Annotated in this window: 11 protein-coding genes; 8 read left to right on the top strand and 3 right to left on the bottom strand. The window is 62.6% G+C overall.

Translation table 11 applies throughout. The features are described 5' to 3' along the window. Positions 1-12: 12 nt before the first annotated feature. From VFL62_RS25315 to VFL62_RS25325, 3 genes are read right to left on the bottom strand one after another with little or no spacing between them, the layout of a single operon-like run. Positions 13-1,755 carry a DUF3369 domain-containing protein gene (locus VFL62_RS25315; RefSeq protein WP_325175130.1) on the bottom strand — a complete coding sequence of 581 codons (1,743 nt, stop codon included), beginning with the start codon at positions 1,753-1,755 and terminating at the stop codon, positions 13-15. Beyond that, positions 1,725-3,788: a sensor histidine kinase gene (locus VFL62_RS25320; protein WP_325175191.1), complete on the bottom strand. Its 2,064-nt coding sequence runs from the start codon at positions 3,786-3,788 to the stop codon at positions 1,725-1,727. Before VFL62_RS25320 ends, VFL62_RS25315 begins: the two co-directional genes overlap by 31 nt. A gap of 37 nt (positions 3,789-3,825) precedes the next feature. Continuing rightward, positions 3,826-4,821: a TRAP transporter substrate-binding protein gene (locus VFL62_RS25325; protein WP_325175131.1), complete on the bottom strand. Its 996-nt coding sequence runs from the start codon at positions 4,819-4,821 to the stop codon at positions 3,826-3,828. A 362-nt stretch (positions 4,822-5,183) separates the two neighbouring features. Between VFL62_RS25325 and VFL62_RS25330 the strand changes: the two genes are divergently transcribed. From VFL62_RS25330 to VFL62_RS25365, 8 genes are read left to right on the top strand one after another with little or no spacing between them, the layout of a single operon-like run. Continuing rightward, positions 5,184-6,800 carry an ABC transporter substrate-binding protein gene (locus VFL62_RS25330; RefSeq protein WP_325175132.1) on the top strand — a complete coding sequence of 539 codons (1,617 nt, stop codon included), beginning with the start codon at positions 5,184-5,186 and terminating at the stop codon, positions 6,798-6,800. Between the two features lie 39 nt (positions 6,801-6,839). Continuing rightward, positions 6,840-7,847: an ABC transporter permease gene (locus tag VFL62_RS25335; protein WP_325175133.1), complete on the top strand. Its 1,008-nt coding sequence runs from the start codon at positions 6,840-6,842 to the stop codon at positions 7,845-7,847. Further along, positions 7,844-8,743: an ABC transporter permease gene (locus VFL62_RS25340; RefSeq protein ID WP_325175134.1), complete on the top strand. Its 900-nt coding sequence runs from the start codon at positions 7,844-7,846 to the stop codon at positions 8,741-8,743. The genes VFL62_RS25335 and VFL62_RS25340 overlap by 4 nt, the downstream gene beginning before the upstream one ends. 3 nt (positions 8,744-8,746) lie before the next feature. Beyond that, positions 8,747-10,561, top strand: coding sequence for an ABC transporter ATP-binding protein (locus VFL62_RS25345; protein WP_325175135.1), 1,815 nt, complete (start codon positions 8,747-8,749; stop codon positions 10,559-10,561). A 19-nt stretch (positions 10,562-10,580) separates the two neighbouring features. Beyond that, positions 10,581-10,766 (top strand): DUF4089 domain-containing protein, encoded by a 186-nt coding sequence (locus tag VFL62_RS25350; protein WP_325175136.1) that lies wholly within the window; start codon positions 10,581-10,583, stop codon positions 10,764-10,766. Positions 10,767-10,782: 16 nt separating this feature from the next. Beyond that, positions 10,783-12,159, top strand: coding sequence for an AtzE family amidohydrolase (locus tag VFL62_RS25355; protein WP_325175137.1), 1,377 nt, complete (start codon positions 10,783-10,785; stop codon positions 12,157-12,159). A gap of 2 nt (positions 12,160-12,161) precedes the next feature. Continuing rightward, positions 12,162-12,560 carry an oxalurate catabolism protein HpxZ gene (hpxZ, locus tag VFL62_RS25360; protein WP_325175138.1) on the top strand — a complete coding sequence of 133 codons (399 nt, stop codon included), beginning with the start codon at positions 12,162-12,164 and terminating at the stop codon, positions 12,558-12,560. Beyond that, a complete protein-coding gene (locus tag VFL62_RS25365) occupies positions 12,557-13,291 on the top strand; it encodes a GntR family transcriptional regulator (protein WP_325175139.1) in 735 nt (244 codons plus the stop codon). Before hpxZ ends, VFL62_RS25365 begins: the two co-directional genes overlap by 4 nt. Positions 13,292-13,304 lie beyond the last annotated feature (13 nt).

A 13,304-nucleotide genomic window follows, 5' to 3' on the forward strand; every position in this document is an offset into this window, starting at 1 on the left:
TGACTCATGGGATCACGCGTCTGCTGCCGGCAATGTGATGGTGAATGTAGAGCCTTGTCCAGGCCCGGCGCTGTCGGCCGCGACCTCGCCGCCATGCATGTCGACGATGCGCTTGACGATCGAGAGGCCGAGGCCGGTCGAGCTCTCGCCGGCGGTCGGCTTTGCTGACAGGCGCTGGAAGCGCCCGAATAGCCGCCCGAGATCCTCTGGCGAAAGTCCGGCGCCCTGGTCGACGACGCGAATGGCGGTTCTGTTGCCGTCCTGGCTGACCTGCACCGAAATCCGGCCGCCGATCGGACTGTACTTGATGGCGTTGCTGATCAGATTGTCGATCGCCTCGCGCATCCGGTCGGCATCGCATGCCGTGGTGAGGTTGGGCACGGCCGAAACCGTGATCAATTGTTGCTTGTTGACCGCAAGCGGCTGATTGGCGTCGGCCACTTCGCCGACCAGTGCCGCAATATCGACCGGCTCGCGGCGGATCGTGATGTCGAAGGCGTCCGCCATCGCATCGGAGATCAGATGATCGACCATCGACGTCAGGCGCTTGGTGGCGTCGCGGATATGGTCGATCTGAGAGGCGATGCTGTCGCGCGAGGAGCCGGCGGCGATCAGTTCGGTCAGCATCTCCGTGCGGCCCAAAATCACGCCGAGCGGATTCTTCAGGTCGTGGGCCACGGTGCCGAGAATTTCGTTCTTGAAGCCGTTGGCGCGCTGCAGGCGCAGCCATTGCGCCGACAGCCGGCGATTGGCCTGCATCAAGGCGCGGGTACGTTGCGCGACGCGGTCCTCGAGCTGGGTATTGGCCGCCTGCAGCTGCTGGTAGAGTATAACGTTGTCGAAAGCGATCGAAAGCCGGCTGCCGAAGATTTCGACCAGCGAGCGGTCGGTCTCCGACAATTGCCGCTCGGCCTGAAGCAGCACGACGACTTCGCGTCCCGAGCCGGTGCGCACATAGAGCACAGTGCGCTGGTCGACGAATTCGTGCTTGCGGCGCTTGAAAGCGGCCTCGACCATGCTCCGCAGCTCCGGATCGAGCGATCTGGCACCCGCGGCGCCGCTAAAGCGGCTGTAGCAGCCGGAGCCGGCCAGAACCGAGAACTCGTCGTTGAGGTCGCCGCCGTCGCGCAGCACCAGAATGCCCGCGCAGTCGACGTTGAGCAGCGAACCGATCTGCGTCAGCACGCCCTCGGCCAGGCGCTGCATCGACTTGAAGTCGTAGAGCGTCGAGGCGGCGTCGATGATGATTTCAAGCCCGCGGCGGGTTTGGACCATGCGTTCAAGCTGCTGATAGCTGCGTAGCGCTGCGGTGAGCGAGGTGAACAGCTTGTCGGCGGTAAGCTCGGTCTTCGCCTTGTAGTCGTTGATATCGTACTGCACGATGACCCGGCGTTCGGGCGCCTGCCCGGGCTGGCCGGTGCGCAGAATGATGCGGACCGTCTCGTTGCGCAGGTCGTTGCGGATATATTCGACCAGGTCGAGACCGGCGGCGTCGGTCTCCATGATGACGTCGAGCAGCACGGCGGCGATATCGGAATGCGCGCGCATCAACGCCCGGCCCTCGGCGGCAGAATAGGCCGACAAGATCTCAAGCGACTGGCCATTGAGGACATAGTCGCTCAGCGCAAAGCGCGTGCCCTCATGCACGGCGTGATCGTCGTCGATGACAGCGATCTTCCATTTGCGTGCGCCCGAAGCTTCCGGCGCGGCAGGGGTGTCGTCGATCAGGTGGAGGACATCGTCCTGTTCGGCCATGAATCAGTCCTGTCGCGATCCTGGTACTCGGTTGGCTGACCGCCTTTGGCGGCCTTGTTAGAAGTCTTGGGCATGATAATGCGAAATGTGGTGCCTTGTCCCGGTCTTGAATCCAGCATCATGCGCCCGCCCAGTTGCTGGGTGACCAGATTGTAGACGATATGCAGGCCAAGTCCGGTGCCGCCCTCGTTGCGGCGGGTGGTGAAGAAGGGATCGAACGCCTGCCGTTGCACGTCTGCGGTCATGCCGGCGCCGTCGTCGGCAAAGATGATCTCGACGTCGTCGCTGCCGCGGGACTTCGCCGAGATCGTGATAGTACCGGAACGCCCGCCGGGAAAGGCATGGGTTGCGGCGTTCAGGAACAGGTTGGTGAGGATCTGGCCATAGGAGCCCGGATAGCCGTCGATCATGAGATTTTCGGGCACCTCGACCGACAGCGCGATCGACGCCTTTTTCAACGCAGGGCGCAGGCTGGCGATGATCTGGTCGGTGGCCTCGTTCAAGTTGAAGGTGCGGCGCTCCGCATGCGAGCGATCCACCGCAACCTGCTTGAAGGACTGGATGAGTTCGCCGGCACGATGCAGGTTGCTCACAAGCTGCTGAGCGGCGTCCCGCGAGGTCTTGACGAACTCGTCGAGTTGGGAGCGGCGTAGCCCATTGCCGCTCCGCAAGTCGTCTTCGAACGCTTCGGTGCGGCGGGCAAAACTGGAGGCAACCGTCAGGCTGATGCCGATCGGGTTGTTCACCTCATGGGCAACACCGGCAACGAGGCCGCCGAGCGCAGCCAGGCGTTCGGCGTCGATCAGGTTCTGCTGGGCCGTATTGAGTTCGTGCAGGGTATTTTCCGCCTTTTCCTTTGCGGCGCGCAGTTCGTCTTCGGTCTTGCGCTTGGCGATGGCGTTTTCGCGGAACACTTCCACGGCGCGCGCCATCTCGCCGACCTCATCGCTTGCGGCGGTGCCCTGGACTTTCCGGTTGAAGTCGCCCGACGTGATGGCGTGCATTGCCGTCATGATCTGCTGCAAGGGCAGACGGATCGACAGCGCGATCAGGACGCCGGCGGTAATGATGATGCCGAGGAAGATTACGGCAACGGAAAGCACTTTTCGGGAGATGTCGGCAAGCGTCTGGTCGAAAGTCTCCTGCGCCTTCTGCTCGCGCTGGCGCATCTTATCCGAGAGCTCGTCGATGAGGTTGGACGCATCGACCTGACTGGCGTCGATGGCGTCCCGCAACAAATCCGTACGGTTGGTCAGTTGCGCCGACAATTTCGCAAGGCCTTCGCCGAGCGACTTGGCGCGTGTATTAAGGCGCTGCAAGGCCATCCGCTGCAAGTCGTTGTCTGCGAGGTCGTTCATGACCGGGATGGTCTGCTGGATGGTTTCGGTATTGCGGCTCGCCTCTTCGGCGGCTGCGGTTGCGAGCGAAAGGTAGTAGGAGTTGGCGGCGACCAGCATCGCCGTAAATGCCTCGCGGGACTTGCCGAGCGAGGGCCAGATCAGCGCATCGCGATGGCCGGTTGCGCCCTCGATGATCGAATAGAGCCCGGCCATATCGCGGGCGGGGGTGAGGACCTCCTGCTCATAGGTTTTCGAGATCGTCGCCTGCACCTCGCGCAATTCGCTGAAGCCGTTGAGAAAGCGCTCGGTGACCTGTTCGAGCTTCTGCACCGAACCGGAAAGCATCGGATCGGTCGAGGCGCGCGTCTTCAGCGTGCCCAGCACCGCGTCGCGCAAGTGCGAGATCTCGTCGAACAGTTCGGGGCTCGGCTGGTTGATATAACGGTGGATCAGGTTTTGCAGATGGCCGGTTTCGCTCCCGAGCGTGGCCAGGATCTTGTCGGAATCGCGCACCTGCCGCACGTCGTCCCAGGCCGATCCCAGCACCTGAACGCCATTCCAGATCAGCGCCACCAGCACCACGACCACGGCGGAGTTCAATGCGGCGATCGACAGGATGCGCCAGCGGATCGGGACCGCGCGGACCAGCGTGACCAGACGGGAGTGACCGCGTGCGGCCAGGCCCGCCGGCATTTCCGTGGTCTCATGCTGGTCGGCGGTCCCGTTCAATTCAGTTGACCTTGCGAATTCGTTCGATCAGCGCCGCGGCCTGCGGATCGCGGCGCGTCTTGGCATAGATATCGGCCATCGCGGCCTCGAACGGCTTGCGATCGAAGTCGCTTACGATGGTCACACCGGCCGCTTGCGCGCGCCGGCGCGATTGCTCCTCGAGGTCTTTCCAGCGCTCGCGCATGAAATGCCGCGATTCCCTTGCGGCGGCGCGAAATACCGCCTGGTCTTCCGCCGACAGGCTGGTCCATGCCTTGCGCGACATCACCAGCACCTCGGGACTCATCGTGTGCTCGGTGAGTGTGTAGAAGCCGGCATATTTGTAGTGGTCGGTGGTGACAAATGACGGCCAGTTGTTTTCGGCGCCATCGATCAGCTTGGTGGCAAGGCCTGTGAGCACCTGACCGTAAGGCAGCTCGATCGGCTCGGCGCCGAGCGCCTTGATCATGTCGGACATCAGTTCCGATTGCTGCACGCGGAGCCTCAAACCTTTCATGTCGGCGACCGTACGGACCGGCCGGACGCTGTTGTAGACCGACCGCGCGCCCGAATCGTAGAAGGCGAGGCCGACAAATCCGTAGGGCTCGAAGCTGCCGAGGATTTCGTCGCCGATCGGCCCGTCCAGCACCTTCTGCAAATGCTCGATCGAGCGAAACAGGAACGGCAACGCCAGCACGTTCATTGCTGGCACGAAAGTGCCAATCAGCGCCACATTCGTTCGGTTGAGATCGATCGCGCCAGCGCGGGTCTGTTCGATGGTTTCCTTCTCTTCGCCGAGCTGACGCGAATGAAAGACGCGAATCTGCAGCCGACCATTGGTCCTCTCTTCGATGAGCCTGCCCATGAAGCGCAGGGCCTGGACGGTCGGATAATCCTCGCTCTGGGTATCGGCAGCGCGAAATTCGCGGGCCGAAGCTGATGTCGTGACGGCCGTCAGGAGCAAGGCAGCAAACATGATGACGGTCCGCGAAAGGCCGGCGCGGGTAAACACGGGCAACTTGTCCCCCCTGTAATAAGGTCTGCGGCGGGAAAAAAAGGTTCAACGCAATCTCACCGTCGAGTTTAAAGCACAGAACACCGCCAATCGCCGCCCTTTGGCTGGCGCGGATATGCGTTCTCACTTCCTCCTTGCCCGTGTGGACTTGGGCAGCGATCTCGCGTGAATTTCTGCCCATTAATTCAGCAAGTTTGGCTCGATGTATGCAATTGATTTCTGCGGTCCGGCTGCGGCTGCGGCGATCTTCAGCTCACGATTTGTAAGGTGAATCAGTATTTTAGGAGGCGGTTAACCAAACCTTAAGCCTTGGCACGAACCTTGCGACGCCGGCTCCCGAGACTGATCCTGCTTTGGAGCATCCGATGAAGCGCCGCGATTTTCTGAAATCTGTTTCCGGCCTTGCAGTCGGCGCGGCGGTCCAGGCGCCTGCGATCTGGTCGCCGGCAAAGGCCGATGCGCGGTCGGAAACCCTACTGGTCGTGACCGAAGGCGGCCCCAACAATCTGGACATTCATGGCGTCGGCACCAACCGCGCAGGCTATGAGGTCTCGTGGAATTGCTACGACCGGCTGATCAGTCATGAGCTGAAAACAGAGCCTGACGGAACGCAGGCTTACGACCGCGACAAGTTCAAGCTGGAACTCGCTGATGACATGAATCTCGGCGACATGTCGGTGACCTTCAAGCTGAAGAAAAACGCCAAATTTCACGATGGCGCGCCGGTCACAGCCAAAGACGTCAAATGGTCGCTCGATCGCTCAGTGACGGTCGGTGGCTTCCCAACCGTTCAGATGAAGGCGGGCTCGCTATCCAGCACGGAGCAGTTTGTCGTGGTCGACGATCAGACCATCAGAGTCGATTTCGCCAAGAAGGACCGGCTGACCCTTCCCGACCTCGCGGTGATCGTGCCGAGCATCTACAACTCGGAACTTTTGAAAAAGAAGGCCACGGAAAAGGATCCGTGGGCGATGGATTACACCAAGAACAACACGGCAGGCGGTGGGGCCTACAAGGTGGCGAGCTGGAAGCCGGGCGTTGAGGTCGTCTACGAACGCAATGACGACTGGGTCGGCGGCAAGCTGCCGCAGCTTAAACGGGTGATCTGGCGCACCGTGCCCTCGCAGGGCAACCGCCGCGCGCTGATGGAACGCGGCGATGCCGACATCTCCTTCGATCTGTCCAGCAAGGACACCTCGGAGATGAAAAAGGAAGGCAAGCTCGTCATCCTCTCGCACCCGGTCGGCAACGGCATGTATTCCATCGATCTGAACGTGAAGAACCCGCCGTTCGACAATCAGAAGGTTCGTCAGGCCGTGGCCTATGCGCTGCCCTACCAGAAGATCATGGATGCGGCGATGTTCGGTCTCGCCAATCCGCTGTTCGGCGGCCCTTCCAACACCGTCACTGATACGACCTGGCCGGCAAAAACCGGCTATGTGAACGATCTTGCGAAGGCCAAGGCGCTGATGGCCGAAAGCGGCGTGTCCGATATCGAGACCACAATCTCCTACGATCTTGGCACCAGCGATGTCAGCGAACCCGTCTCGGTGCTCGTGCAGGAGGCATTGGGGCAGATCGGCATCAAGACCACTATCAACAAGGTGCCGGGCGCCAACTGGCGCAGCGAGATGGCCAAAAAGACCATGCCGCTGATGCTCAACTTCTTCTCCGGCTGGCTCGATTATCCCGAATACTTCTTCTTCTGGGCCTATTCCGGCCAGAACGCGATCTTTAACACGCCGAGCTATGTCAACGCCGACATGGATGCGCTGATCGACGGCGCGCGGGCAGCGGCCGCGATCGGCGACAAAGAGAAATACGCCAGAGATGTCGAGGGCTTTATCTCGAAGGCCTATACCGAGGTGCCGAGGATTCCGCTGTTTCAGCCGGTCCTCAACGTCGCCACGCAGAAGAATATCTCCGGCTATGCCTACTGGTTTCATCGCCAGCTCGACTACCGTTCGATCGTGAAGGGTTAAAGGCGGATTGCGGCGCAGCCGGAGGAGGTCGAAACCCCCATGGTGATCCTCAAGCGGCTTGCAACCGTCATTCCGACCCTGATCGGCGTGATCGTCGTGACGTTTCTGCTGACGCGCGTTCTGCCCGGCGATCCCGCCGTGTATTTCGCCGGACCCGCGGCGACGCCGCAGTCGATTGCCGAGATCCGAAAATCGCTCGGCCTCGATCGTCCGTTGCCGGATCAGTTCGTGCGTTACGTCAACGATCTTGCTCACGGCAATTTCGGCAATTCTCTCTCTACCGGGCAGCCGGTGGCCGCCGAACTTGCAAGCCGTTTGCCGGCTTCGGCCGAACTGACGCTGTCCGGCCTGTTCCTGGCGATCGCCGTCGCGGTGCCGCTCGGCATCTTTGCCGCCGTCAAACAAGGCTCCTGGATCGATCACCTCTGCCGGGTGATCGCAACCGCCGGCGTCTCGCTGCCGGTGTTCTTCACCGGATTGTTGCTCGTTTACGTGTTCTATTTTCGCCTCGGCTGGTCGCCGGCGCCGCTCGGCCGGCTCGACGCCTTTGCGACCAGCCCGCCCGACATCACCGGCTTCTTTCTGATCGATAGTCTGATCACGGGCAATTTCGAGACGTTTCGTTTCGCGTTCGGTCAACTGATCCTGCCGGCGGTAACGCTCGCGATCTTTTCGCTGGCGCCGATCACGCGCATGACCCGCGCCTCGATGCTGGCGGCGCTGGCATCCGAATTCATCCGAACCGCACGCGCGAGCGGCCTCTCCAGCCGCACAGTGATCCTGACTTACGCTTTCCGCAACGCAATGCTGCCGGTCGTGACCACGCTCGGCATGGTGTTCTCGTTTTTGCTCGGCGCCAATGTCCTGGTCGAAAAGGTCTTCGCCTGGCCGGGCATCGGCTCCTACGCCGTGGAAGCGTTGCTGCAATCGGACTTCGCGCCGGTGCAGGGCTTCGTGCTGACCATGGCAATGCTTTATGTCGCGCTTAACCTCATGATCGACATGCTCTACGGCGTGATCGATCCGCGCGTAAGGGTCGAGGCATGACCGAAGCCAGCCTCACCACGTCGGCCACCAGTCTCCAGCCGGCGCCGCCGAACAACTCGATTATCCGTCATGCGATCTATGTCATCGCGGATAATCCGGTCACTGGGTTGTCGTTCGGCCTGTTCACCCTGATTGCGCTGTGCGCTTTGTTGGGGCCATATCTTGTCCCTTACGATCCGCTCGCCAGCGACACTTCCGCGACATTGCAGTCGCCGTCGCTGCATCACTGGTTCGGCACCGATCTCTTGGGGCGCGACATCTTCAGCCGCGTGGTGGTCGCGACCCGGCTCGATTTCGTGATCGCGGTTGCGTCTGTGGCGTTGGTGCTGGTGATCGGCGGGCTGGCCGGAATCGCCGCAGGCTTCTTCGGCGGCTGGACCGACCGCATTATCGGCCGCATCTCCGATACCATCATGGCGTTTCCGCTGTTCGTGCTGGCGATGGGCATCGTTGCCGCGCTCGGCAACACCGTCACCAATATCGTGATCGCCACCGCGATCATCAATTTTCCGCTTTACGTTCGCGTCGCGCGTGCCGAAGCCAATGTGCGGCGCGAGGCCGGCTTCGTGCAGGCGGCCCGGCTTTCCGGCAACAGCGACATGCGGATTCTGCTCGCGCAGATCATGCCCAACATCATGCCGATTATGATGGTGCAGGTGTCGTTGACCATGGGCTATGCCATCCTCAACGCCGCGGGCCTGTCATTCATCGGCCTTGGGGTCAAGCCGCCGACGCCGGAATGGGGCATCATGGTGGCGGAGGGCGCCAGCAACATCATTTCAGGCGAGTGGTGGGTGGCGTTCTTTCCCGGCGCGGCGCTGATGATCGCGGTGTTCTGCTTCAACTTGCTCGGCGACGGCCTGCGCGATCTGGTCGATCCGCAGCGGAGAACCTGAGCAATGACCGCGCTGCCGCTGCTAGACGTCAGCGATCTCACCGTCGAATTCTCGACCCGCCGCGGCATCGTCAAAGCGGTCCAGCACGTCAACATCCAGGTCGCCAAGGGCGAGACTCTCGGCATCGTCGGTGAATCCGGTTCCGGCAAATCGGTGACGTCCTACGCCGTGATGCGGATTCTCGACCGCGCCGGCAAGATCGCCGAAGGCTCGGTTCATTTCTCAGGCGTCGATGTCAAGGCCGCGAGCGAAGACCAGATGCGGGATCTGCGCGGCCGCGAAATCTCGATGATCTTCCAGAGTCCGCGGCTCGCGCTCAACCCGATCCGCAAGGTCGGCCACCAGATCGAGGATGTGCTGCTGCAACACGTCCAGGTCGACCGCTCGCAGGTCACTGAGCGCGCGATCGCCGCGCTCGAGCAGGTCAAGATCGCGCGTCCGCGCGAACGCTATCATGCCTATCCGTTCGAGCTTTCAGGCGGCATGTGCCAGCGGATCGTGATCGCGCTGGCGCTGGCCTGCGGGCCGCGCCTTTTGATCGCGGACGAGCCGACCACAGGTCTCGATGTCACCACCCAGAAGGCGGTGATGGATCTCGTCGTCGAACTGACCAGACAGCGCAACATGTCGACCATTCTGATCACGCACGATCTCGGATTGGCGGCGGCCTATTGCGATCGCGTGGTGGTGATGGAGAAGGGACGCGTGGTCGAAACTGCGCCCTCGGCCAACATCTTTGCGAGGCCCGAGCACCCCTATACGCGCAAGTTGATGCGCGCGACGCCGCGGATCGGCGTCTCCTTGCGCGATCTGTTGCCGGAAGAGGAAGTTCTTTCTTCAACCTCGCCCCGCTTGCGGGGAGAGGTCGGCGCGCCAAGTGCGCCGGGTGAGGGGGACTCTCTACAAGCGCGGTCCTTGGAGAATCACCCTCACCCCAACCCTCTCCCCGCAAGCGGGGAGAGGGAGAAAGTCGAGGACGCCAAACCGTTGCTGCTGGTCGAAAAGCTGGTGAAGGAATATCCGCGCCAGGGCGCGCCGGGGCTATTCGCCAAGCTATTTGCGCGCAAGCCGCCGGCCGAGCCGGACCTGTTTCGTGCGGTCGACGGCATCAGCTTCTCCGTGCGCCACGGCGAGAGCGTCGGTCTTGTCGGCGAATCCGGCTGCGGCAAGTCCACGACCTCGATGATGGTGATGCGGCTGTTGGATCAGACGTCGGGCCGCATCATGTTCGACGGCGAGGAGATCGGTGGCATCATGCCCAATGCGTTTGCGCGGCTGCCGCAGCGCAAGAGCATCCAGATGGTGTTTCAGGACCCGACCGACAGCCTCAATCCGCGTTTCACGGCCTCGCGCGCCATCGCCGACCCGATTCTGAGGCTGGGCAATATCAGAGGGCGCGATGCGCTGCGGTCGCGCTGCGAGGAACTGGCCAGTCTCGTTGGGCTTCCGCTGCATCTGCTCGACCGGTTTCCGCACCAGTTGTCGGGCGGACAGAAGGCCCGGGTCGGCATCGCGCGTGCGATCGCGCTCAATCCCAAACTCGTGATTCTGGACGAGCCGACCGCGGCGCTCGACGTCTCGGTGCAGGCCGTGGTCCTCAACCTGCTGCAAGACCTCAAGCAGTCGCTCGGCATGAGCTATTTGTTCGTCTCGCACGACCTTAACGTGGTGCGGCTGTTGTGCGACCGCGTCATTGTGATGCGGACGGGAAAGATCGTCGAACAGGGGACGTCCGACCAGGTCTTGGGCGATCCGCAAAATGCCTATACAAGGGAGCTGCTGACGGCGATCCCCCATCCTCCGCTACCCGTCAGCTAGTTGAGGAAGCGCAACAAAAATGACTGAAAAAGACTCGCTCGACGACTACATCGATGCTGCCGCGCAGCTCCTGAGATTGCCGGTCAAGGACGCCTGGAAACCGGCGGTGCGCGCCAACCTTGAGGTCTCCATGCGTTTGGCGCGGATGGTGGACGAGTTTGAATTTTCCGACGAAGCCGAGCCCGCCAGTGTCTTCACAGCTTGAGAACGCATTTGCGGAAATGTCCGCGTCCGATATCGCGCGCGCCGTCAGGGACAAGAGATTTTCGGCGTTGGAGGCCGTCGAGGCCGCGCTGGCGCGGATCGCCAAACACGACAAGGTGCTGAATTCCTTCACCAACGTCACTGCCGAGCGGGCGCGGTCGAAAGCGCGCGCGGTCGATGAAGCCATCGCCTCGGGAAAAAATCCCGGGCCGCTCGCCGGCGTTCCTTTCGCGGTCAAGAACCTGTTCGACGTGAAGGGCCTGTCGACGCGCGCCGGATCGAAAATCAATCGCGATCTTGCGCCGGCTGCGCGCGATGCGACGCTGGTCGAGCGCCTGGAGGCGGCCGGCGCCGTTCTGGTCGGCGCGCTCAACATGGGCGAATATGCCTACGACTTTACCGGGGAAAACATTCACGACGGTCCCTCGCGCAATCCGCATGATCCGACGCGAATGACTGGCGGCTCCTCGGGAGGCTCCGGCAGTGCGGTCGGTGGCGCGCTGGTGCCGTTGGCGCTGGGCTCGGACACCAACGGTTCGATCCGGGTGCCGTCGTCGTTTTGCGGAATCTTTGGACTGAAGCCGACCTACGGCAGACTGTCGCGTGCGCGCTCGTTCCCGTTCGTGTTCTCCTTCGATCATGTCGGCCCGCTCACGCGTTCCGTCGCCGACCTCGCGCTGGCCTATGATGCGATGCAGGGACCGGACGCGGCGGACGCCGCCTGCACAACGCGGCCGGTCGAGCCGGCATTGCCGGCGCTCGCCGAAGGGATCGGCGATCTGCGCATTGCCCTTGCCGACGGTTATTTCCAGAAGAACGTGTTTCCCGAGGCGCTGGAGGCCGTCGGCCGCGTTGCCAAGGCGCTCAAGGTCGATCGTACGATCGAAATTCCGGAAGCGGCGCGCGCGCGTTCGGCGGCCTACGTCATTTCCACCTGCGAGGGCGCCTCGCTTCATCTCGACCGGTTGCGCAAGCGTCCGGACGACTTCGATCCGGCCGTGCGCGACCGTTTGATTGCGGGCGCGATGATTCCGGCGCCGATGGTTGACCGCGCGCAGAAATTCCGCCGTTGGTATCGCGCGCAGGTAGCCGAGTTGTTCAAGTCGGTCGACGTCATTCTGGCGCCGGCGACGCCCTGCATCGCGCCCAAATTGGGTCAGGTGAATTTCACGCTCGATGGCGTCGAGCTTCCAGTGCGCGCCAATATCGGCATTCACACCCAGCCGATCTCTTTCATCGGGTTGCCCGTGGTCGCCGTTCCGGTGCCGCTGGAGCCGATGCCGATCGGCGTGCAGATCATCGCCGCGCCTTGGCGCGAGGATATTGCGCTGCGGGTGGCGGCGGCGCTGGAGCGCGACGGGATTGTCTCGGCGCCCCGGCCGAGAGGAATTTGAGCATGCAGGTTGATCTTCCCGATGTGCTGGCCGAGGTGACGGCGCAATTCGAGCGCTACGAGAAGGCGCTGGTCTCCAACGACGTTGCGGTGCTCGATGAGCTGTTCCGCAATGATCCGCGGACGCTGCGTTATGGCGGCGGCGAAAATCTCTACGGCTACAAGGAAATCATGGCGTTCCGCGCCGGCCGTTCGCCGATCGGTCTCGGACGCCGCACCGACCGTACGCTGATCACCACTTATGGCCGCGACATGGCGGTCGCGTCGACCTTATTCTACCGCGATACGATGGTTGGCAAGGTCGGGCGTCAGATGCAGACTTGGGTGCGATTCCCGGAGGGCTGGAAGATCGTGGCCGCGCATGTCAGCGTGATCGACGAACCGCGAGATCAAAAGGCATGAGCCTGGACGATTTGCCAGACCTCGCTGTGCCGCGCTCGGATCCGGATGCGCCTGCCGTCGCGCGTCCTGGTAGCCGCATCGTGCGCGCAGACAAATTGACCCGCGCCGAGGAATTGCGGCAACACCTCGCCGACGAGATCGTGCGTGGCACGCTCGCGCCCGGAGCGGCTCTGGACGAGACCGACATCGCGCGGCGGTTCAGTGTGTCGCGCACGCCAGTGCGCGAGGCGTTGCGGCAGCTGGCGGCGTCGGGTCTGGTCGAAGCGCGGGCCCATCGCGGCGCGGTGGTGGCGCAGCCCTCGGTCGAACGGCTGAGCGGCATGTTCGAAGCGATGGCCGAGCTCGAGGCTTTGTGCGCAGGTCTTGCCGCAGAACGCATGACACCGGCCGATCGCTACCGGCTCGAGGCGATCCATGAAGAGCTGCGGGTATTGAGTCATGCCGGCGATCCCGACCGCTTCCACCAGGTGAACGAGCGCTTTCACAGCGCGATCTATACCGGCTCGCAGAACGGTCATATCGCCGAGATCACGCTTGCGACGCGCAAGCGCGTGCAGCCGTTCCGCCGCGCCCAGTTCCGCAATCTCGGCCGTCTGGCGCAGTCGCATGCCGAGCACGACCGCGTGGTCGTTGCCATCATGCGCGGCGACCGCAACGGCGCGGCGAATGCGATGCGCGCGCATATCGAGCGCGTGCACGGCGAGTACGAGATTTACGCGGTTTCGGTTTAAGTAAGCTGCAGGC

The sequence above is a fragment of the Bradyrhizobium sp. genome (genome assembly GCF_035701725.1).
In the GTDB taxonomy this organism is placed as follows: domain Bacteria; phylum Pseudomonadota; class Alphaproteobacteria; order Rhizobiales; family Xanthobacteraceae; genus Bradyrhizobium.

What these genes read in the sequence shown, in the direction of transcription:
- VFL62_RS25330 (WP_325175132.1), top strand. Translation starts at nt 5,184, where the DNA reads ATGAAGCGCCGCGATTTTCTGAAATCTGTTTCCGGCCTTGCAGTCGGC.
- VFL62_RS25315 (WP_325175130.1), bottom strand. Translation starts at nt 1,755, where the DNA reads ATGGCCGAACAGGACGATGTCCTCCACCTGATCGACGACACCCCTGCC.
- VFL62_RS25340 (WP_325175134.1), top strand. Translation starts at nt 7,844, where the DNA reads ATGACCGAAGCCAGCCTCACCACGTCGGCCACCAGTCTCCAGCCGGCG.
- VFL62_RS25345 (WP_325175135.1), top strand. Translation starts at nt 8,747, where the DNA reads ATGACCGCGCTGCCGCTGCTAGACGTCAGCGATCTCACCGTCGAATTC.
- VFL62_RS25320 (WP_325175191.1), bottom strand. Translation starts at nt 3,788, where the DNA reads ATGCCGGCGGGCCTGGCCGCACGCGGTCACTCCCGTCTGGTCACGCTG.
- VFL62_RS25355 (WP_325175137.1), top strand. Translation starts at nt 10,783, where the DNA reads ATGTCCGCGTCCGATATCGCGCGCGCCGTCAGGGACAAGAGATTTTCG.
- hpxZ (WP_325175138.1), top strand. Translation starts at nt 12,162, where the DNA reads ATGCAGGTTGATCTTCCCGATGTGCTGGCCGAGGTGACGGCGCAATTC.
- VFL62_RS25365 (WP_325175139.1), top strand. Translation starts at nt 12,557, where the DNA reads ATGAGCCTGGACGATTTGCCAGACCTCGCTGTGCCGCGCTCGGATCCG.
- VFL62_RS25350 (WP_325175136.1), top strand. Translation starts at nt 10,581, where the DNA reads ATGACTGAAAAAGACTCGCTCGACGACTACATCGATGCTGCCGCGCAG.
- VFL62_RS25335 (WP_325175133.1), top strand. Translation starts at nt 6,840, where the DNA reads ATGGTGATCCTCAAGCGGCTTGCAACCGTCATTCCGACCCTGATCGGC.